Source organism: Microbacterium sp. 05N427, assembly GCF_056397105.1.
On the sequence record NZ_JBFTMT010000019.1, the window covers coordinates 86,553 to 105,944 of the forward strand.

Sequence of the window (19,392 nt, forward strand, 5' to 3'; positions counted from 1 at the left end):
AGCATGGTGGACCTTTCAGCTCCGGGATCCGATGCGACCGTGGGGGACGCGGGATCCGACGATCCGATGATCGGCGAGGTGAGTGAGGGGCGGGTGCTGCGGACGATCCTGACCCGCACGCCCGCGGGGCGCGACGCGCTGCTCGGCCCGGGCGACGACGCCGCCGTCGTCGCGGCGCCGTCCGGGTCCGTGGTCGCGACGACCGACACGCTCGTGGAGGGCCCTGACTTCCGCGCGGCATGGTCGAGCGGCTACGACCTGGGCTGGAAGTCGGCGGCGGTGAACCTCGCCGACATCGCGGCGATGGGTGCCCGTCCCACGGCGCTGCTGGTCGCTCTCGCCGTGCCGAAGGACCGTCGCCTCTCGTTCATCGCCGCGCTGGCCGATGGCTTCCGCGACGCCTGCGCCGCCCTCGCCCCGGGGTGCGCCGTCGTCGGCGGCGACCTCACGGTGTCGGCGACCCTGATGATCGCGGTCACCGCGCTCGGCGACCTCGAGGGCCGCCCGGCCGTCACCCGCTCCGGCGCTCGGGTGGGGGACGATATCGCGATCGCGGGGGAGATGGGGGTCGCGGGCCACGGACTCTCTGTGCTGTTCCGGCGCTTCCACCGCGACGGCGTGGCGGTTTCCGTCGATGCCGGCGCACTGGATGAGGGTGAGGCCGACGCGATCGCCGCGCAGCTGCGCCCTGCGCCGCCGATCGGACTCGGACCGGTCGCCGCGATCTCGGGAGCCACGGCGATGATGGACGTCTCGGACGGGCTCGCGCTCGATGCCGGTCGCATGGCGGAGGCCTCCGGGGTCACGATCGCGCTCGAAGGTGCCGCCCTGGGAAAACACCCGCATCGCGCGCTGGCCGGCGGCGAGGACCACGCCCTGCTCGCCGCATTCCCCGTGGGAATGCTGCCGCCGGGCTTCCGGCGGATCGGATCCGTGATCGAGGCAGTGCCCGACGCTCCGGTGCTGTGCGACGGCGAGCCGGTCGGCCCGCTGGGCTGGGACCCCTACCGGGACGCCGGAGCCGACGCCCGGCGCTGACGGTCAGGGAGCCGCCGGCTCCGCCCACCACAGTGCGGTGTCGCCGTAGGCCTTCTCGCGGAGGAGGCTGAGGCCGGCGGCCGCGAGGTCCGGCGGCGTGGAGCGCTTCGCGCGTTCGATGACGACGACGGCGCCGGGGGAGAGCAGCGGAGCGAGAGCCACCAGGTCGGCCGTCATGTCGGCGTCGGACAGATCGTAGGGCGGGTCGGTGAAGACCAGGTCGAACGGGCCAGCGGCGCGGAGGAGATAGCCGTGCACGGGCGACTCCTGGACGCTCGTCCTCCCGGCCGAGTCGCCACCCAGCGTCTTCGCGACCGCGGCGGCATTGCGGCGGATGGCCGCTGCCGCGGCGCGTCCTCTTTCGACGAGCACCGCACTGCGCGCGCCGCGACTGAGCGCTTCCAGCCCGAGCGCTCCGGATCCGGCGTAGAGGTCGAGCACGCGGGCGTCGGCGATCACGTCCATCGAGGAGAGCGCGCCGAACAGCGACTCGCGCACCCGATCGCTCGTGGGCCGGGTTCCCTGACCCGGTACCTCCAGGCGGATGCCCCCGGCGGATCCGGCGATGATTCTCGTCACCCGTTCACCCTATTCGCCCCGACGAAGCCGGCCCGCCGCGGCCGCCGGCGCGACGCGCCACGTCATACGCGCGGCGGAACAGCCCGCCGTGGGCGGGGCGGGGCCAAGATGGACGAGTGGCCGAACCTCTTGCAGCACTGATCAGCATGCCCCGCCCGCAGATCATCGAGGTGGGTGACGGCGTCGGGCTCGCGACCTACACCTGGGGCGATCCGGACGCGCCCGTGGTGCTGCTCGTGCACGGTTTCGCCTCCAGCACCCGAGACAACTGGGCGCTCACCGGCTGGGCGCGCACCCTGGAGCGCGCGGGATACCGGGTGCTCGGCATCGACCAGCGCGGTCATGGCGCGAGCGAGAAGCCGCACCAGCCCGAGGACTACACGATGCGCACCCTCGCGGGTGACATCGAACAGGTGCTCGACACCTACCTCGTCGACGACGCGCTCTACGTCGGATACTCCCTGGGCGCCCGCGTGGGCTGGGAGGTGCTGCGCGACCTCGGCGATCGGATCCCGCGCGCCGTCCTCGGCGGAATCCCCGACGGCCGTCCGCTGGAGCGACTCGACGTCGCCGAGGTGCGCGCGTACCTGGCCGAGGGGACGCCGGTCACCGACGCTGCCACGCGGGACTACATCGCCCTCACCGAACGCGTGCCGGGCAACGATCTCGACGTGATGCTCGCCCTCGCGCTGGGCATGCGCGGGGAGGCGCGCACGATCGATCCGGATCCGGCGACCGCGCCCGCGCAGCCGATCCTCTTCGCGACCGGTTCCGAGGATCCCATCATCGACGGGTCGCGCCGCCTCGCGGACGCGTCGCCGCACGGATCGTTCTTCGAGATCCCGGGACGGCACCACTTCAACGCCCCGGGGTCCAAGGCGTTCCGCGATGCGGCTCTGGAGTTCCTCGAACGCTGAGCCGTCGCCCGCCGCGGGAGGCGGTGCCGCTGCGTCGCTGTGCACAGGCGGCGCGCGCCGTCCGGGGCCCGTTCTAGACTTCTGAGCATGCCGCTCCGCCTCGATTCGCCGCTCGCCGTCGCGGTCGGCGACGGAAACGCGAAGGCGCTGCAGAAGGCGTTCGGCATGAGCACGGTCTGGGATCTGCTCTCGCACTACCCGCGCCGCTACGCCAACCGCGGCGAGCTCACGCCGATCCTCGACCTCCCGAAGGGCGAGACGGTCACGATCGTCGCCGAGGTGATGAAGGTCGACGTGCGCGACATGAAGAACCGTCGCGGCGCGATGATGACGGTCGACATCGGCGATGGCGTCGGCCGCATGGTGCTGACCTTCTTCGCCAAGTACCGCGGCCAGCTCGAATGGCGCGAGAAGGAGCTGCGGATCGGCCGCCGCGGGGTGTTCACCGGCAAGGTCGGCGACTACCGTGGCGTCACGCAGTTCGCGCACCCCCAGTACGAGATGTTCGACGACGAGCTGCGCGCCCGCACCCAGGCCGACGTGCTCGTGACCACGCCGCTGCCCATCTACCCGGCCACGGCGGCCCTCACCACGTGGCAGATCGAGAAGATGGTCGGTACGGTCCTGGACGATCTCGGTCCGGTGCCGGAGCCGCTTCCCGACCAGGTACGCCGTGAGGAGGGCCTGCTCGACGCCCGCGTCGCGCTCGAACGGATCCACCGGCCGAGCACCAAGGACGAGATCGCGCCCGCGATCCGCACGCTGCGCATGCACGAGGCGCTCACACTGCAGAGCGCCCTCATGCAGCAGCGCTACCTCGTGCGGATGCTCGATGCCACCGCTCGCCCGGCCAAGCCAGGCGGGCTGCTGGAGCGCTTCGACGCCGCGCTGCCGTTCGAGCTCACTCCCGACCAAGAGACGGTGGGCCAGGCGATCGCCGCGGACCTCATCGGCGGGGCGCCCATGAACCGGCTCGTGCAGGGCGAGGTCGGATCCGGCAAGACGCTGGTCGCGCTGCGCGCGATGCTGCAGGTGGCCGAGTCGGGCGGCCAGGCGGTGCTCATCGCACCCACCGAGGTGCTCGCCGGGCAGCATCTGCGCTCGATCACGAAGATGCTCGGACCGAAACTCGCCCCGCTCGTGATGCCGACGCTGCTCACGGGGCAGATGTCCGCTCCCGAGCGCCGCAAGTCCGCTCTGAGGGTCGCGGCAGGGCAGGCCCTCATCGTGGTGGGAACGCATGCGCTGCTGGGCGAGAAGACGACCTTCGCCGACCTCGGACTCGTCGTCGTCGACGAGCAGCACCGGTTCGGCGTGGAGCAGCGCGAAGCCCTGCGCGCCAAGGGCACGAGCCCGCACGCGCTCGTGCTCACCGCCACGCCGATTCCGCGCACGGTCGCGATGACGGTGTTCGGCGACCTCGACACCTCGGTGATCCGCACGATGCCCAGCGGGCGTGCGGGCATCGAGACCTTCGTCGCCCCGCTCGCCGACCATCCCGGATGGTTCGCCCGCGTATGGGAGCGCGCCGCGGAGGAGATCGAGAAGGGCCGTCAGGTGTTCGCCGTGTGTGCGGCGATCGACACCGACGACGGTGCGGAGGAAGCGGATCAGGAGCACTTCGCCGACGAGGAGGAGGAGAGCCGCGGACCGCGCTGGGGCGTGGTGCAGCTGTTGGCCGCGCTCTCGACGCATCCGAAGCTGGGTTCGGCGCGCATCGCCGGGCTGCACGGACGCATGGCGGCGGACGAGAAGGACGCGATCATGCAGTCCTTCGCCCGCGGCGAGATCGACCTGCTGGTCGCGACCACCGTGATCGAGGTCGGCGTCGACGTGCCGAACGCCTCGACCATGATCGTTCTGGAGGCCGACCGTTTCGGCGTGTCCCAGCTGCACCAGCTGCGCGGTCGGATCGGTCGCGGTGGTGTGCCGGGGCTGTGCCTGCTGGTCACCGAAGCCGAGCAGGGGACGCCTGCCCGCGATCGCGTCGACGCCGTGGCGGCGACGCTCGACGGCTTCGTGCTCGCCGAGGTCGATCTGGACCTGCGCGGCGAGGGCGACGTGCTCGGTGCACGCCAGTCGGGGGCGAAGTCGTCGCTGAAGCTGCTGCGGGTCATCAAGGACTCCGATCTGATCGCGCAGGCCCGCGCGATCGCCGAGGAGATCATCGAGGCGGATCCGGCGCTGCAGCAGCACGAAGGACTCCGCGAGGCGATGGCGCAGCGGCTCAGCATTGACGATCGTGCGGCGCTCGCCAAGAACTGAGCGCGCTGGCACGCTGCCGCTCGGCCGACGCAGAGATCCACGCCGCTAGGGTGGATGCATGCGATGCACTGAGCGACGTGAGGAGACGAAGTGAGCGCTCGGATCGCCGTCGTCCCCGGTTCCTTCGACCCGCCGACCCTCGGGCATCTGGATGTCATCCGACGGGCCGCGGCCCTCTACGACGAGCTCCACGTGCTGGTCGTGCACAACCCCGACAAGCAGGCGATGCTGCCGGTCGCCCAGCGCCTCACGCTGCTCGAGGAATCGATCGCCGAAGCAGGGGTCGTGGGAACGGTGATCGTCGGATCCTGGAGCATGGGCCTCCTGGTCGACTACGCCAGGGACGTGAACGCCGGAGTGCTCGTCAAGGGCATCCGCTCGCAGGTCGACGTGGCGTACGAGTCGCCGATGGCGATCGTCAACCGCCACCTCGCCGATATCGAGACCGTGTTCCTGCTGCCGGATCCCGCGCACGCCCTGGTCTCCAGCTCGCTCGTGCGCCAGGTCGCGGCGCTGGGCGGAGACGTGTCCCCGTTCGTGCCTCCGGCGGTCGCCCGCTTCCTCGACACCGGTTCCCGCGGGATCTGACCGGCCCGCGTCCAGGTCCGACCGGTAGACTGTCCCGGTGAAGACCCGACGCAATGGACCCTTCGTGCTGCCCGTGCGCGACATCGTTCGACGGCCGGGGGAGATGCGTGAGCATCGCCTCACGATCCCTCTCAAGGAGCAGTGGGGCGAGGGCCTCGTCTCCGTCGAGAAGGGCGAGGAGCTCGACCTCTACGCCCGGCTGGAGTCGGTGCACGAGGGCATCCTCGTGACCGGTGATGTCGATGCGACCTACCGCGGAGAGTGCGGGCGATGCCTGAATCCGATCGAAGAGCCTGTCGAAGTCGAGTTTCAGGAGCTTTTCGCGTACCCTGGAGAGGAAGCGAACGACTTCGAGGTTCAAGACGACCACGTGGATCTTGAAACTCTGGTCAGGGACGCGGTGGTTTTGGCGCTCCCGTTTCAGCCGGTGTGTCAGCCGGATTGCCCTGGACTCGACCCCGAGACCGGTGAGCGGCTGACCGAAAGCGCCGGGAAAGAGTTGGACGCTCCTGTCGATCCTCGATGGGCCGCGCTCCAGCAGATCACAGACCACGACGTCACCGTCGAAGAGCAAGCAGCAGAATAGCTGCGCGCCCAGAACACAGAAGGTAGCAAACCATGGCCGGTAACCCCCCGAAGCGCAAGGTCTCCCGTTCGAACACCCGCTCGCGTCGCGCGCAGTGGAAGGCGGAGGCTCCTGCCCTCGTCAAGACCATCGAGAACGGCAAGGTCGTCTACAGCCGTCCCCACCAGGCGAAGGTCGTCACCGACTCGCAGGGCACCGAGCTGTTCCTCGAGTACAAGGGCCGCAAGGTCGCCGACGTCTGATCGATCCGTCGATCATGGCAGAAGTCCCCGTAGGGACGCGCCCTCTTTCTGAGCAGCTCGGGGTCGATATCGACCCCGAGCTGCTTCAGCTTGCGCTGACGCATCGTTCGTACGCGTATGAGAACGGCGCCATCCCGCACAACGAGCGTCTCGAGTTCCTCGGCGACTCCGTGCTCGGCCAGGCCGTGACGGTCATGCTCTACACGACGCTTCCCGACCTCGACGAGGGATCGCTGGCCAAGCGGCGTGCGAGCGTGGTGTCGACCATCGCTCTCGCGGAGGTCGCCCGAGGCATCGGCCTGGGCGCGCACATCCTGCTCGGAAAGGGCGAGGAGCGCACCGGAGGTCGTGACAAGGACTCGATCCTGGCCGACACGATGGAGGCCGTGTTCGGGGCCACGTACCTTTCCGCGGGGCCGGAGGCGGCGACCGCCCTGGTTCTGCGGCTCGTGGAGCCGCTCTTCGGCGACCCCGAGCGGTATGGCGCGGCGATGGATCCGAAGACCGCGCTGCAGGAGCTGTCCGCGCGGCTCGGGCTCAGCGCGCCGGCCTACGAGGTGGTCTCGACGGGACCCGATCACGACCGGCGCTTCACCGCGACCGTGACCGCGGGAGAACTCGCGACCACCGGCACCGGCACGAGCAAGAAGACAGCGGAGATGGCTGCGGCACTGGCCGCCTGGCACGTGCTCAGCGAACGTGCCTGAGCTCCCCGAGGTGGAGGTCGTCCGTTCCGGCCTCGCTCCGGCGATGACCGGTGCGCGCATCCTCTCGGTGGCCGTGCACGACGAGCGCGCCCTCACCCGGCATGCCGCGGGTGCCGCCGACTTCGTCGCGCGGCTCGAGGGATCCGAGGTCGCGACCGTGGCGCGTCGCGGCAAGTTCCTCTGGATGCCGCTCGCGACCGCAAGCGCGGACCGCCGTTCCGCGATCGTCGGGCACCTCGGCATGTCTGGACAGTTGCTGCTGCGCCGGCCCGACGCGGAGGCGGAGCGGCACGAGCGGATCCGGCTGTTCATCGAGCACCCGCAGCACGGCGAACTCGCCGTCGTCTTCGCCGATCAGCGCACGTTCGGGTCCCTCGCCGTGGATGCCCTCGTGCCGACCGCCGACGCCCGCGCCGCGGGATGGGGGAGCGACGAGCCGCTGATCCCTTCGCAGGTCTCGCACATCGCGCGCGATCCCATGGACGAGGCGTTCCACGACGGGGCGTTCCGCGCAGCGCTGCGGACGCGATCGAGCGCCATCAAGCGCGTGCTGCTGGATCAGAGCATCATCAGCGGCGTGGGCAACATCTACGCCGACGAGTCGCTCTGGGCGGCTCGTATTCATCCCGAGACCCCGGCGTCTGCGCTGTCGACGGTCGCGGTGAACCATCTGCTGGCAGAGGTGCGGGCCGTGCTGGAGAAGGCGCTGGCCGAGGGCGGCACGAGCTTCGATGCGCAGTACGTCAACGTCAACGGCGAGGCCGGCTACTTCGCGCACTCCCTGAACGCATACGGACGTACGGGGCAGCCCTGCCCGCGCTGCGGCGGACCGATCCGCCGCGACGCGTTCATGAACCGGTCCAGCCACTTCTGCCCGAGGTGCCAGCGGAGGAAGTGACGGTCGGATCGCCCGGCGATCGGCATGAACCGCTCGCGCCTCCGGTCGACGCCGCCGCACCCGATACCCTGTATCGAAATTCGTGAGGGGGCGGCATGGGCTGGTTCGATCAACAGCAGGGCGAGGATCACGCCGGCGGGGTGATCCTCGGCGTCCTGGTGGTGGACACCGACCCCCGCACCCGTTCCCCGGAGGCCGGCAGCTCTGATCGGGACGAGCGGAACGACCGTGGCTGATCCTCAGGACGCGCTCGACGAGCTGCTCGCCTCCGGCGGTGACGAGCTGGCCGCACGGCTGTTCGTCGCGTCGTACCCGCCCGACGATCGCCCGAAGGCGATCCACTTCGGCAGTGTGCGCGAGCGAGTGATCGCCGAGGCAGGCGTGGCGGATCAGGTGCGCTTCTCTTCGCTCGACCAGCTGTCGGAGCCCGGGTATTCCGCAACACTCGACATCGTGCTCGTCTGGGAGAAGGCAGCGCTCGCGGCGCGTCTCGCCGACAGCGGCCGAGGCCAGATCCTCGTGCTTCTGCGCAGGGGCAGGTCCGTGCTCGCCCGGTCGGATCCCTATGCCGCAGCGCTGGCGGCGATCCGGGCGGCATAGCGGCGCTGGTCCAGCGGCCGCTTTCGTTAGGCCACGAACTAGCGCCGTGGCAGGAACGAATGCCGAAGCTACGCTTCAGGACACATCCAGAAGGGCGGCACAACAGTGAACTCGACGATCGACATCCCCGTCGTCGGCATCTTGTCGCACCCCGGGGTCTCACGGCATTGGACGGGAGAGGTCGCCCCGTCGACGGCGGCAGGGGTGCTGGAGCTGAGCATCGACGGCACCCCGGACGGCCCCGCACCCGGACAGGCCGAGTCCCTCCGCAAGACCCTCGGTCGCTGGGATGCGATCCTGGCCGGGGCGGAGACGGGGATGCGCAACCTCTTGCGCGCCAGCGGCCTTCCGTATGACGATCCGCGGGCGGCGTTCGAGGTCGTGGGCATCTCGGTGCCGTCGATCGACTACGACCCGTCAGGAGCCGTGCATGTGCACATCGATCTGGTGCACGCGGAGTATCCGGACGAGTTCTGGCCGGCGATCGACGTCGTCGACGGCGAAGTGCGCGACGTGCTCAGCGGCACCTGACGGCGACCAGCGCCCAGGCGAAAACAGGTATGCGACCGCCGGGACGCGGGTCCGAATCGCTCAGTGCTCGCCCTTGATCACGAAGTAAGAGCCGCGGATCTCGCCCGCGAGCTTGGACCGCTGGCGGGCGAACTTGAAGGCCGACAGCTCCTCCGGGATGTCCATGCCGAGCGACAGCTTGAAGCCGACCGCACGCTTGCCCCCGTCGGCGAGCGTGTACATGACGTTGATCGCGAGGCCCGAGGCATAGAAGACGTAGCCGAATCGGATCCCGTCCGCCTCGAAGCCGCTCACCTCGAGTGCCGGGCTCGCGATCACGATGCCGCGTTCCTCGCGCAGGATCTCGGTCACCCACTGCAGGGTCTCCGGATCCTCGTCCGGTGTGCTCACGGTGAACGGGGAGCCGTACTTGTTGGTGATGTAGCGCGCCTCGTTCGCGCGCAGACCGGCCAGCGCCTCGGCGATGGGTGAGGACTCGAGACCCGCGGTCGAGACGGAGACGAAATCGACGATGCTGCTCATGCGTTGCTCCTCGGGGATGACAGGACGGTCGGATCCATTCTGTGCCATCCGGCGGCAGGACAGGTGGGGGAGCGCTGCCCATCGTCACCCCGGCGTCTCGTCGCATAGCGTCGAGGCATGACGCAGAACAAGCGCTGGATCCTGTTCGACATCGGCGGAGTGCTCGAGCTCGTCGACGACGGCCCCTGGCAGGAGGAGCTCAAGAACCGCTGGGCGGACCGCGCCGGAATGAGCCGCGCGGAGTACGACGCGGCGATCGAGGCCGCGGATCTTCCTCGCATCGACCTCGTGCAGGGGCGCGCCGAGGAGTACTGGGAGGGCCTCGGGCGCGCGCTCGGGTTCTCCTCGGCGCAGGTGAGCGACGCACGGACGGAGCTGTGGGACTCGTACTGCGGCGACGCGAACACGGCCCTGATCGACTACGCCCGCACGCTGCGCGGGCGCGCGGGCGTCGGGATCCTGTCGAACTCTGCCGACGGAGCTCGCGAAGAAGAGGAACGCCGCTACGGCTTCTCCTCTGTCTTCGACCCGATCTGCTACAGCCACGAGATCGGCGCGAACAAGCCGGACTCCGCGGCATACGCCGCTGCCCTCGCTGCGATGGGCGCGCAACCGGGGGACGTCTTCTTCATCGACGACCGCCGGCAGCAGATCGAGGGCGCCGCCCGAGTAGGCATCCGTGGCATCATGCACACGGACAACGCGACGACGATCGCGGCCGTCGAGGAGTTCCTGACGACCGCGATCGGCTCCTGAGCTCTGCCGGGGAGTTGCGCTCAGCCGGCGAACGCGCGCACCAGGAGCGGTCGGGTGAGCCGAGTCGCGATCCACACCAGGGCGATGCCGGCGGTCAGGACCGCGGCGATCGTCGCGACCGACAGCGGCGCCGTGATGAGCGCGATCCCGAGCAGGGGGAAGATGAGCACGGCGGCGCAGAGGGCGGATCCGAGCGCCGTGATCAGGAGCGGTGACATGACCGCGCGACGCCGCGCGGAATCCACGGTGGCCGCCGGAACGCCGAGGTAGTGCAGGCTGCGGTGCAGGTCGCGCTGGTCGAGGATGTCGGAGGCCTGCGTCACGGCCACCGAACAACCGACCATGAGGAACGAAGCGACCAGCGTGATGATGAGGCCGGTGCGCATGTCGGTGAGGAGCCCCAGATTCTGCGCAGAGGGGTCGCCGGATCCCATCACGTCCATGAGGGCGACGCCGGTGCCGGCGAACACCGCCATGAAGCTCGCCATCGCCACGCCGCTCACCTGACGCCAGGCGCCCTTGGCGTCGTCGAGCACGATGCGCGCCGCGAGAAGACGTTCCGGGGTCTTCGCCCGGCGCAGCTGCATCCGCGCGCCGACCTTCAGCACCCAGGGGCCGATGAGGTTCAGCACCAGCAGTCCGACGCCGAAGATCGCGACCAGAGCGGTGATCATGGCGATCGCCCCGCCGATTCCCGGCACCACGAATCCGGCGACGAATCCGGCGGCGACCGCAGCGATCGCGAGGATGGCGCGTACCCAGTGCGGTGTCGGCGGTGTGGTCCTGGTGCGCACGCCGAGCGGCGAGATCACCACGCGGCGCAGCCCGACCACAGCGCTCACGGTCGCGAGCAGCACCGTGCCGACGGCGATGGCGGCCGTCATCACGGGCGGCAGCAGCACCGCCGTCCCCAGGGGCGCGCCGCGGAACGGGATGAGCCCCACGAGCGGCGCGAGACCAAGGGCGAGCACCACGCCGCCGAGAACGCCGACAGCCGCGATCAGCGTCGACTCGACCACGGCGACGACGCCGACTCCGAAGCCAGTGACTCCGAGCAGACGCAGGGTCGACAGCCGCTCGTCACGGCGGCGTGCCGAAAGCCGTGCCGCGGCACCGCCCAGTGCGGCGAGCGGAAGCACCAACAGCACGAGGGCGACCGCCGCCAGGATCTGGTAGACCACGGCGAGCTCGTCGGTCCAGCGCCAGAACGCCTGTGCTCCGCCGACCACCGTCAGCACCAGGGCCGAGACGACGGCGAAGGCGACCATGGGGATCACGACGACCCCGGTGGATCCCGGGGCGGGACGCAGCAGCAGCCGCAGTGTCGCGGCGTTCACGCGTTCACCACCGAGCCCAGCACACGACCGTCGCGCACGGCGATCGTCCGGGAGCAGCGCGCGGCGACCTGCGGGTCGTGCGTCACGACGACGAGCGTGCGGCCCTGACCGGTGGTCGACCACAGCAGCGCATCCATGACCTCGGACGAGGTCGCCGAGTCCAGCGCGCCGGTCGGCTCATCCGCGAACACGATGCTCGCGCCGGTGACCTGCGCGCGGGCGATCGCGACGCGCTGCGCCTGACCGCCGGAGAGCTCGCCGATCCGACGGTCCTCCATGCCCTGAAGCCCCAGCGCGGCGAGCCATCCCGCCGCCCGGTGCGTGGCCTCCGCGCGAGGAACCCCGGTGATCATCGCCGCGAGCGCGACGTTCTCCACCGCGGTCAGCTCGGGCATCAGAAGCCCCTGCTGGAACACGAACCCGAACGACTCACGGCGGAGGCGAGACCGCGCCGATTCGCTGAGCGCGCTCACCTCGACCGGTCCGCCGGCGGGCGGGGCGAACAGCACGCTCCCCGCGTCGGGCCGTGTGATCCCGGCGAGCACGTGCAGCAGGGTCGTCTTGCCGGATCCGGAGGCTCCCATGATCGCGACCGACTCCCCGGGGGAGATCCCGAGGTCGACGCCGGCGAGGGCGCGGGTGGATCCGAACGACTTGATCAGACCGTGTGCTTCGATGACTGCTGTGCTCATGCCTCCAGCCTGCTCGGCGCCGCCCGGAGGATCATCGGTCGCCGGAGTGAGGATCCCGGCCCGGCGTCATCCTCCGGGATGACCTTCGGCGATCGATCAGTCCAGCACCTTCTTCCACGCCCCGCCGTAGGAGATCGGGACGAAGCCGAGTTGTTCGTTGATGGACAGCATCGGTCGGTTCTCCTCGGCGTTGTAGGTGACGACGCGGGTCGAGCGCGGGTAGCGCTCATGCCAGGCGAGCAGGCCCGCGGACTTCACCAGCAGGCCCAGCCGGTGACCGCGGTGCGCGGCGAGCACGAGGGTGTCGTTCTGTTGCGTGACGCTGTCGTCGGCTCCCTTGAGGGAGAGTTCGTTGTACGCGCAGAGCTCGCCGGTCGCGATGTCCTCTGCCGCGGTGACCTGCAGGGTGTGCCCCATGTCCAGCCAGCGCGCATCCTGCTCGCGGACCCGATCCGCGTTCCAGGCCTCTTCCGGCGAGTCCATGGCCGCGTCAGGGGCGTCGGTCGACATGCGGGACTTCATCCACGCGTACCCCTCGAGTCGTTCCTCAGGGGTCGGCAGCAGCCACTGCACGACTCGGTATCCGGTCGCGGCCTCCTCGGCGATGGCTCGCAGCGCCGCCAGATGGTCGTCCTGGCCCCAGCGGTACTCGCTGACGCGGTCCACCTGCTCCAGGGTCCAGCCCTGGGCGAGCAAGAATCGCGCGGTGTGGTCGCGCGGCACGCTGCCGAACCCCGTGGGCGGATTCAGAGCCGGGTCGTCCGACGCAAGATGTTCCGTCCACACCTGCAGGGTGCGCACACCGTCGGCGCGCGCGAGCTGCTCCAGGTGCGTGGCGACGGCGGTGGCGATGCCTCGCCCCTGCTCTTCGGGGAGCACACTGACGGCCATCGTGGCGGTGTCTCCGCCGCCGTCGCGTGAGATGTTTAGGATCGCGACGCCGATCGTGCGCTCCCCGAYGAGGATCCGCCACTGACGTCGGTACGTGTAAGCGTCCGGGGTGAGCAGCGGCAGCAGCTCGTCCGGGGTGAAGCTGTCGTCGTCGCGACCGGATGCTGCTTCGAGGCAGCGATTGCGGACGTCGGCGTAGTCGCGGAAGGGGCCGGGCGCCCCCGCATCCGCCCGTGCGGGGAGCACGAGCGGACGCAGGGTCGCGCCGGCGGGCAGGGCGATGATCGGGTCGTCGATCCGAGCGCCGGTCATCAGAGCACCTGCCGGGTCGGGCTCTGAGCCAGACGGCTCGCCTCGTACTGCTGGAGCAGGCGGAAGCGGCGGGCTTCGGCCAGCGCCGAGCGAGCCTGGTCCTGCGCGACAGGCCGCGACCGCACGATGAGGTGCAGGGCGACGCGCAGGGCCACGCGCTGGGCGAGCGACAGGTTGCGGAGCTCCTCCTCGCGGGGGAGCTGGATGGACAGGTCGCGCTCGCGAAGAGCGCGCTGCTTCGACTCGGTGGGAGGCGAAGCGTGCAATGCGGTATTCACGGTGATTCGCTTTCGTTGGTCGTGCCGGAAAGGCGGTTTCGCTCCACGGCAGGGGTCGTCCGGTGGGACGCCGAGACGTGTCACGGGTGAGGGAACCGATCCGGCGTACGGGCCGGATCGTGCAGGCGATCGGATGATCGGCGCGATCGGAGGATCGAGACGACCTGATGATCGACACGGAGAACCGTGGATCGGATCGCGGACGCCCGAAGGCGTCAGGCCGGCCTCAGGCCGGGACGAGGGAGCGCGTCTGCTCTACGCGTCGAAGCGCGCGCCGACGCCGGCGGAAGTCGCCGAAGACGCGTCGATCCCACGGGACGGGGTGAATGCGATGCGGTTGGTAATCATGTCGGCAACCTCCTTTCTCGGCTCGATCTGTCACGCTAGCCGAGCTTCATAGAAGACGTCAAGCCGACACTCAGAAATCCCTGGACCTCGGGCGTTTCCCGCACGGCCGCCGGGGTCGCCGCGATAGCGTAGACGCCGTGAACTCCGCCGATCGCCGAGCGTGCCCATGCACCTGAAGAGCCTGACCCTCAAAGGGTTCAAGTCCTTCGCGCAGCCGACGACGTTCGCCTTCGAGCCGGGTGTGACCTGCATCGTCGGACCGAACGGATCCGGCAAGTCGAACGTCGTCGACGCACTCGCCTGGGTGATGGGGGAGCAGGGCGCGAAGACCCTGCGCGGCGGCAAGATGGAGGACGTCATCTTCGCGGGCACCTCGACGCGCGGTCCGCTCGGACGCGCGGAGGTGCAGCTCACGATCGACAACAGCGATGGAGCGCTGCCGATCGAATACGCCGAGGTCACGATCAGCCGCACGCTGTTCCGCAACGGGTCCAGCGAGTACGCGATCAACGGCGAGGGCTGCCGACTGCTCGACGTGCAGGAACTGCTCAGCGATTCGGGTCTGGGCCGGGAGATGCACGTCATCGTCGGTCAGGGGCGCCTGGACACCGTGCTGCAGGCCTCGCCGGAGGACCGCCGCGGGTTCATCGAGGAGGCCGCAGGGATCCTCAAGCACCGCCGCCGCAAGGAGAAGACCCTTCGCAAGCTCGACGCGATGGAGACCAACCTGACCCGGCTGAGCGACCTGGCAGGGGAGATCCGCCGCCAGCTGAAGCCGCTCGGGCGCCAGGCCCAGATCGCCCGCGAGGCGCAGACGATCGCCGCCGTCGTGCGGGACGCCAAGGCTCGGATCTTTGCAGACGACGTCGTGACACTGCGCACGGCGCTCGCCGACCACACCCGCAACGAGCACGAGCGCCACGCCGAGCGCGTGGTCCTGAGCGAACAGGGCGACCGCGTCCGTTCCGAGATCACCCGGCTCGAGGTACTGCAGAACTCGGCAGCCGTGGACGAGGCGCGGCGGGTCGCGTTCGGGCTGGAGCAGGTGCAGGAGCGCATGCGCGGACTGTTCACGCTCGCCAACCAGCGGCTCGCGCTGCTCGGATCCGACGAGGACGACGCCGCGGTCACGGCGGTGACCGTGACGCAGGCCACGATCGACGAGGCGAAGGACGAGGTCGAGGAGATCTCGTCGGGGATCGGTCGCGCGCAGGACGCGGCGCACGAGGCGAGCCGCGAGGTTGCGAATGCGCGCGCAGAGCTCGACGCGCTCGACGTCGACATCGCAGAGCAGAGCGCCTTGGTCTCCGCGCACGACATGCGTCTCACGACCCTGCGCGGGCAGGCGGAGGCGGCCGCATCCGCCCTCGCCGCGGTCCGCGGTGCGGTGCTGCGCCAGGAGAACGCACTCGAGGCCGCGCACGGACGCCGCCGCGAGGCAGCGGAAGCGCGCGAGCGGATCGAGGACGGCGAGGCGCCGGAGGGCACCGCTGCGGAGCACGCGGAGGCATACGAACGGGTGCAGTCCAGAGCCGTCTCCGCCGAGACGGCGCTCGGCGAACTGCGTGAGCGGCTGCACGCCGCAGAGCGCGAATCCGAGGCGCTCACGGCGAAGGCCGCGGCCCTGGGCAGTGCGATCGCCGTCACGGGTGGCGCGGCGGAGATCGTCGCGGCAGGTCACGCCGGCGTGCGCGGGCTCGTCGGCGATGCGGTCCAGGTCACGCCGGGTTACGAGGCGGCGATCGCCGCCGTGCTCGGCCCGCTCGCCGAGGGGGTGCTCGTAGACGACGCGGCTGCGGCCTTCGCCCTCGCCGACGACGACGAGACGGCGGGCGCCTATGACATCGTCATCGCCCAGGGTGCGTCCGCCGTCGTCTCCGATGCGGGGATCGCGGGAGCGACTCCTGCGGCGCAGGTCGTGACCGCGCCGGCCGGCGTGCTCGGCATCCTCTCGCACGTCGTGATCGTGGAGGACCTGGGCGCGGCACGTTCCGCGCACGCCGCCGCCGTCGCTGCCGCAGGGGTGCCGCTCACGATCGTGACCCGTACCGGGGAGGTGCTCACCGCGCATACCCTGCACACGGGATCCGGCGGGGAGCGCTCCCGGCTCGAGCTCATCGCGGAGCGCGATGCGGCCGTGGACCGCCTCGAAGAGGTGCGGGTCGTCGTCGACTCGCTGCGCGAGGCGCGCGAGGACGCGACCGAGGCGCTCGAGACCGCCCGGCGCGTGTCCCGCGATGCGCTGCGCACGCTGCGCGAGCACGACGCCGCGCTGGCCACGCACACGGAGCAGGTCAACCGCGTGACCGTGCAGCACGAGTCCGCGATCGCCGAATGCGAACGCCTCGAGTCGGGCCTCGTCCAGGCCCAGTCGACCGTCGCCGACGCGGAAGCGCAGGCGGACACGGCGAAGGCCGTGCTGGCGGAGGCCGAGTCCGCTCCGCGCCCCGTCCTGGACGCCTCAGCGCGCGACGGCCTGCTGGAAGCGCTCGAGGCCGCGCGCGAGGCGGAGATCGAAGCGCGCCTCGGCGTCGAGACGATGCGCGAGCGCGTGCGCGCGGCCCAGGCTCGAGTCGCTTCGCTCGAACGTCAGCGCGAGCGTGAGCGTGAGGCCGCGGCGGAGGCTGCGCGTCGTGCGGTGATCCGGCGCGCACAGCGGGAGACCGCGTCAAGGGTCGCCGCGGAGCTTCCGCGGATCCTGGATTCGATCGACCGCTCAGTGGCGGAGGCCCGTCTGGCGCTGGCCGCCGCCGAGTCGGCGCGCTCCGCGCAGAACGAGGAGCTCGGCGAGCTGCGGCGGCAGGATTCCTCGATCCGCGAGCGCCTCGCGGGCCTCACCGAGAGCGTGCACGGACTCGAGCTGCAGATCCACGAGAAGAAGCTGCACCTGTCCAGCCTGCTTGAGCGGGTGCAGTCCGAGCTCGCCCTGGACGAGGACATCCTGGTCGCAGAATACGGCCCGGATCAGCTGGTTCCCCGAGATGTCCTGGCTATTGCGGCAGATCGGGAGGACGACGTCGAGGAGCTGGATGCCGAGGGGACCGCGGCGGATCGGGAGCCCTCGGGCATCCCCTTCGACCGCCGCATCCAGCAGCGCCGCCTGCAGGAGGCGGAGCGCAAGCTCGCCCAGCTCGGCAGGGTGAACCCGCTCGCGCTCGAGGAGTTCGCGGCACTCGAGCAGCGGCACGCCTTCCTCACCGAGCAGCTCGCGGACCTCACCAAGACCCGGCAAGACCTGCTCACGATCATCACCGAGCTCGATGAGCGGATGCAGACGATCTTCGCTTCGGCGTTCGAGGACACGCGCCAGGCGTTCGGCGAGGTGTTCCCGCTGCTGTTCCCCGGCGGCGCCGGCAGCATCTCGCTCACCAACCCCGACGATCTGCTGAACACCGGCATCGAGGTCGCGGTGCGCCCGGTCGGCAAGAAGATCGAGCGGCTCTCGCTGCTGTCCGGCGGGGAACGGTCGCTCGCGGCGGTCGCCCTGCTCGTCGCGATCTTCAAGGCCCGTCCCAGCCCGTTCTACATCCTGGACGAGGTCGAGGCAGCGCTCGATGACGCCAACCTCGGTCGCCTGCTGACAGTGTTCGAGCAGCTCCGCGCCAGCTCGCAGCTGCTCGTGATCACGCACCAGAAGCGCACCATGGAGATCGCCGATGCGCTCTACGGCGTCTCGATGCGCCAGGACGGCGTGTCCGCGGTCGTCGGGCAGCGGGTCGGGGATCGTGCGGCTGCTGCCGTCTGAGCCGAGACGTCCGAGGTCAGGCCGCGCGCCGTCGGCGAACACACCGGATTCGCCGGGCTGCGCGCCGTAGGCTGGGGGCATGGCGGAGAAGTCCTGGTCCCTCGGTCGCGCGCTGCGCGGCATGTTCGTCAAACCCACGATCGATGAGGAGACCTGGGACGACCTCGAGACCGCGCTGCTCACGGCCGACTTCGGTCCCGACATCACAGAGCGCCTGATCGAAGAGTTGCGCGCCAAGGTCGAGAAGTACCGCACGACGGATCCGAAGGACCTGCAGCGGATGCTCCGGGAGACGCTCGAGGAGCACTTCGCGAAGTTCGACACCACGTTGAAGCTCACGGAGCGCCCGGCCGTGGTGCTCGTCGTCGGCGTGAACGGCGTCGGCAAGACCACCACGATCGGCAAGTTCACGAAGTTCCTGCGCGGCTACCAGCGCTCGGTCGTCGTGGGCGCCGCCGACACGTTCCGCGCCGCCGCCGTCGAGCAGCTGGCCACGTGGGCGCAGCGTGCGGGAGCCGCGATCGTGCGCCCGCAGCAGCACGGGCAGGATCCGGCGTCCGTCGCGTTCCAGACCGTGGACTACGCCAAGCGCGAGGGCACGGAGATCGTGATCATCGATACCGCGGGGCGCCTGCACACCAAGGGCGGGTTGATGGACGAACTGTCCAAGATCCGCCGCGTCGTGGAGAAGCAGGCTCCGATCAGCGAGGTGCTGCTCGTGCTCGACGCGACGACCGGTCAGAACGGCGTCATGCAGGCCGAGGCTTTCCTCGAGCATGCGGGCGTCACCGGGCTCGTGCTCACCAAACTGGACGGTTCCGCGAAGGGCGGGTTCGTGCTCGCCGTCCAGGAGCGCACCGGTATCCCGGTGAAGCTCCTGGGGCAGGGAGAGGGCATCGATGACCTCACCGGGTTCACGCCGCACGTGTTCGTGCAGGCTCTCGTCGGGGCCTGAATCCGTGACGATGACGAACGGGTCCACGGCGCGCGCACGCCGGACTACCGCCTTGCGCGCAAGGCTGGTTTTATAGCCGTATGGCGATCGAACACGACTTCTTCGGACTGTTGTCCTCGGGACCGGACGGATCGATCTTCTGGTCCGAGACGGTGGAGTTCGGTGACCACGCGCTCACCGTGGACTTGACCGCGCCCGACCAGGAGGACGTGTCGGACGAATCGCTCGACATCGCCGCCGCCTTCGTCTCGGGGCTCGAGGCCATCGATGACAAGGCGCGCCGCGGAATGCTCTCCGAGGTCGACGACCGCACGAGCGAAGTCACCGAGTACATCCTGCAGCAGCAGGCGGAGTACGGCGAAGAGCTCAACGAATACCTCGTCGATGTGAGCGGCGACGCCGCCGTCGACATCATTCGCTCGCTGCAGCTGATGAGCATGACTCTGCTCGTGGACGAGCACGGCGGCAGCGAGCCGTTCGCGGTGCTCGAGTACGCTCTCGACGCCGATGGCGCCGACGACGTGCTGCTGGTGAACTTCGGATCCGACGGCTCGGTGCTGTCGGTCATGAGCGCCGACTGAGGGTCCTTCGTCTCGTCGCTGCGC

General features: G+C 70.1%; 21 protein-coding genes. 15 read left to right on the forward strand and 6 right to left on the reverse strand.

Going from position 1 to position 19,392, the window contains the following annotated elements; all coding sequences use genetic code 11:
* Positions 1 to 3: 3 nt before the first annotated feature.
* The gene (gene thiL, locus AC1DG4_RS16590; protein WP_477379026.1) at positions 4 to 1,038 is read left to right on the forward strand and encodes a thiamine-phosphate kinase; all 1,035 of its coding nucleotides are present in this window, start codon (positions 4 to 6) and stop codon (positions 1,036 to 1,038) included.
* Positions 1,039 to 1,041: 3 nt separating this feature from the next.
* On the opposite strand, the gene rsmD is transcribed toward thiL, so the two are convergent.
* A complete protein-coding gene (rsmD, locus tag AC1DG4_RS16595) occupies positions 1,042 to 1,617 on the reverse strand; it encodes a 16S rRNA (guanine(966)-N(2))-methyltransferase RsmD (protein ID WP_477379028.1) in 576 nt (191 codons plus the stop codon).
* A 146-nt stretch (positions 1,618 to 1,763) separates the two neighbouring features.
* Here rsmD and AC1DG4_RS16600 point away from each other — a divergent pair, with 146 nt between their 5' ends.
* The 10 genes from AC1DG4_RS16600 to AC1DG4_RS16645 all read left to right on the forward strand — a co-directional run bounded on the left by AC1DG4_RS16600 (position 1,764) and on the right by AC1DG4_RS16645 (position 8,951).
* A complete protein-coding gene (locus AC1DG4_RS16600) occupies positions 1,764 to 2,534 on the forward strand; it encodes an alpha/beta fold hydrolase (RefSeq protein WP_477379339.1) in 771 nt (256 codons plus the stop codon).
* Positions 2,535 to 2,621: 87 nt separating this feature from the next.
* Positions 2,622 to 4,799 (forward strand): ATP-dependent DNA helicase RecG, encoded by a 2,178-nt coding sequence (locus AC1DG4_RS16605; protein WP_477379030.1) that lies wholly within the window; start codon positions 2,622 to 2,624, stop codon positions 4,797 to 4,799.
* 90 nt (positions 4,800 to 4,889) lie between these two features.
* Complete coding sequence (gene coaD / locus AC1DG4_RS16610; protein ID WP_045273263.1) at positions 4,890 to 5,387, forward strand: pantetheine-phosphate adenylyltransferase; 498 nt, start codon at positions 4,890 to 4,892, stop codon at positions 5,385 to 5,387.
* Between the two features lie 103 nt (positions 5,388 to 5,490).
* The gene (locus AC1DG4_RS16615) at positions 5,491 to 5,973 is read left to right on the forward strand and encodes a YceD family protein (RefSeq protein WP_477379341.1); all 483 of its coding nucleotides are present in this window, start codon (positions 5,491 to 5,493) and stop codon (positions 5,971 to 5,973) included.
* A 32-nt stretch (positions 5,974 to 6,005) separates the two neighbouring features.
* Positions 6,006 to 6,215, forward strand: a complete 210-nt coding sequence (gene rpmF / locus AC1DG4_RS16620; protein WP_013586329.1) for a 50S ribosomal protein L32 — start codon at positions 6,006 to 6,008, stop codon at positions 6,213 to 6,215.
* A gap of 14 nt (positions 6,216 to 6,229) precedes the next feature.
* The gene (gene rnc / locus AC1DG4_RS16625) at positions 6,230 to 6,922 is read left to right on the forward strand and encodes a ribonuclease III (RefSeq protein ID WP_477379034.1); all 693 of its coding nucleotides are present in this window, start codon (positions 6,230 to 6,232) and stop codon (positions 6,920 to 6,922) included.
* The gene (gene mutM / locus AC1DG4_RS16630; RefSeq protein ID WP_477379036.1) at positions 6,915 to 7,820 is read left to right on the forward strand and encodes a bifunctional DNA-formamidopyrimidine glycosylase/DNA-(apurinic or apyrimidinic site) lyase; all 906 of its coding nucleotides are present in this window, start codon (positions 6,915 to 6,917) and stop codon (positions 7,818 to 7,820) included. Before rnc ends, mutM begins: the two co-directional genes overlap by 8 nt.
* A 95-nt stretch (positions 7,821 to 7,915) precedes the next feature.
* Complete coding sequence (locus AC1DG4_RS16635) at positions 7,916 to 8,056, forward strand: hypothetical protein (protein WP_477379038.1); 141 nt, start codon at positions 7,916 to 7,918, stop codon at positions 8,054 to 8,056.
* A complete protein-coding gene (locus tag AC1DG4_RS16640) occupies positions 8,049 to 8,420 on the forward strand; it encodes a hypothetical protein (protein WP_477379040.1) in 372 nt (123 codons plus the stop codon). Before AC1DG4_RS16635 ends, AC1DG4_RS16640 begins: the two co-directional genes overlap by 8 nt.
* Before the next feature lie 105 nt (positions 8,421 to 8,525).
* Positions 8,526 to 8,951, forward strand: coding sequence for a hypothetical protein (locus AC1DG4_RS16645; protein ID WP_477379041.1), 426 nt, complete (start codon positions 8,526 to 8,528; stop codon positions 8,949 to 8,951).
* A 60-nt stretch (positions 8,952 to 9,011) separates the two neighbouring features.
* Here the strand turns inward: AC1DG4_RS16645 and AC1DG4_RS16650 are convergent, their stop codons facing one another.
* Entirely contained in the window at positions 9,012 to 9,473 is a 462-nt protein-coding gene (locus AC1DG4_RS16650) for a phage tail protein (RefSeq protein ID WP_477379043.1), read from the reverse strand.
* Positions 9,474 to 9,590: 117 nt separating this feature from the next.
* Here AC1DG4_RS16650 and AC1DG4_RS16655 point away from each other — a divergent pair, with 117 nt between their 5' ends.
* Positions 9,591 to 10,229, forward strand: coding sequence for an HAD-IA family hydrolase (locus AC1DG4_RS16655; protein WP_477379045.1), 639 nt, complete (start codon positions 9,591 to 9,593; stop codon positions 10,227 to 10,229).
* Positions 10,230 to 10,249: 20 nt separating this feature from the next.
* Here AC1DG4_RS16655 and AC1DG4_RS16660 read toward each other — a convergent pair whose 3' ends face one another.
* The 4 genes from AC1DG4_RS16660 to AC1DG4_RS16675 form a co-directional block, all read right to left on the reverse strand.
* A complete protein-coding gene (locus tag AC1DG4_RS16660; RefSeq protein ID WP_477379047.1) occupies positions 10,250 to 11,566 on the reverse strand; it encodes a permease in 1,317 nt (438 codons plus the stop codon).
* Positions 11,563 to 12,258: an ABC transporter ATP-binding protein gene (locus AC1DG4_RS16665; RefSeq protein WP_477379049.1), complete on the reverse strand. Its 696-nt coding sequence runs from the start codon at positions 12,256 to 12,258 to the stop codon at positions 11,563 to 11,565. The genes AC1DG4_RS16660 and AC1DG4_RS16665 overlap by 4 nt, the downstream gene beginning before the upstream one ends.
* Positions 12,259 to 12,354: 96 nt before the next feature.
* A complete protein-coding gene (locus AC1DG4_RS16670; RefSeq protein ID WP_477421355.1) occupies positions 12,355 to 13,461 on the reverse strand; it encodes a GNAT family N-acetyltransferase in 1,107 nt (368 codons plus the stop codon).
* Positions 13,461 to 13,739 (reverse strand): hypothetical protein, encoded by a 279-nt coding sequence (locus AC1DG4_RS16675; RefSeq protein ID WP_477379053.1) that lies wholly within the window; start codon positions 13,737 to 13,739, stop codon positions 13,461 to 13,463. Before AC1DG4_RS16675 ends, AC1DG4_RS16670 begins: the two co-directional genes overlap by 1 nt.
* 514 nt (positions 13,740 to 14,253) lie before the next feature.
* Between AC1DG4_RS16675 and smc the strand changes: the two genes are divergently transcribed.
* The 3 genes from smc to AC1DG4_RS16690 all read left to right on the forward strand — a co-directional run bounded on the left by smc (position 14,254) and on the right by AC1DG4_RS16690 (position 19,368).
* Entirely contained in the window at positions 14,254 to 17,832 is a 3,579-nt protein-coding gene (gene smc / locus AC1DG4_RS16680; protein WP_477379343.1) for a chromosome segregation protein SMC, read from the forward strand.
* Between the two features lie 79 nt (positions 17,833 to 17,911).
* A complete protein-coding gene (gene ftsY, locus AC1DG4_RS16685; RefSeq protein WP_477379054.1) occupies positions 17,912 to 18,787 on the forward strand; it encodes a signal recognition particle-docking protein FtsY in 876 nt (291 codons plus the stop codon).
* An 80-nt stretch (positions 18,788 to 18,867) separates the two neighbouring features.
* Complete coding sequence (locus tag AC1DG4_RS16690) at positions 18,868 to 19,368, forward strand: DUF2004 domain-containing protein (protein WP_477379056.1); 501 nt, start codon at positions 18,868 to 18,870, stop codon at positions 19,366 to 19,368.
* Positions 19,369 to 19,392 lie beyond the last annotated feature (24 nt).

Coding starts and splice junctions, on each gene's coding strand:
- rpmF (WP_013586329.1), top strand. CDS start 6,006: ATGGCCGGTAACCCCCCGAAGCGCAAGGTCTCCCGTTCGAACACCCGC.
- thiL (WP_477379026.1), top strand. CDS start 4: ATGGTGGACCTTTCAGCTCCGGGATCCGATGCGACCGTGGGGGACGCG.
- AC1DG4_RS16600 (WP_477379339.1), top strand. CDS start 1,764: ATGCCCCGCCCGCAGATCATCGAGGTGGGTGACGGCGTCGGGCTCGCG.
- ftsY (WP_477379054.1), top strand. CDS start 17,912: ATGGCGGAGAAGTCCTGGTCCCTCGGTCGCGCGCTGCGCGGCATGTTC.
- AC1DG4_RS16615 (WP_477379341.1), top strand. CDS start 5,491: ATGCGTGAGCATCGCCTCACGATCCCTCTCAAGGAGCAGTGGGGCGAG.
- AC1DG4_RS16655 (WP_477379045.1), top strand. CDS start 9,591: ATGACGCAGAACAAGCGCTGGATCCTGTTCGACATCGGCGGAGTGCTC.
- AC1DG4_RS16665 (WP_477379049.1), bottom strand. CDS start 12,258: ATGAGCACAGCAGTCATCGAAGCACACGGTCTGATCAAGTCGTTCGGA.
- AC1DG4_RS16690 (WP_477379056.1), top strand. CDS start 18,868: ATGGCGATCGAACACGACTTCTTCGGACTGTTGTCCTCGGGACCGGAC.
- rnc (WP_477379034.1), top strand. CDS start 6,230: ATGGCAGAAGTCCCCGTAGGGACGCGCCCTCTTTCTGAGCAGCTCGGG.
- AC1DG4_RS16605 (WP_477379030.1), top strand. CDS start 2,622: ATGCCGCTCCGCCTCGATTCGCCGCTCGCCGTCGCGGTCGGCGACGGA.
- AC1DG4_RS16650 (WP_477379043.1), bottom strand. CDS start 9,473: ATGAGCAGCATCGTCGATTTCGTCTCCGTCTCGACCGCGGGTCTCGAG.
- smc (WP_477379343.1), top strand. CDS start 14,254: ATGCACCTGAAGAGCCTGACCCTCAAAGGGTTCAAGTCCTTCGCGCAG.
- AC1DG4_RS16635 (WP_477379038.1), top strand. CDS start 7,916: ATGGGCTGGTTCGATCAACAGCAGGGCGAGGATCACGCCGGCGGGGTG.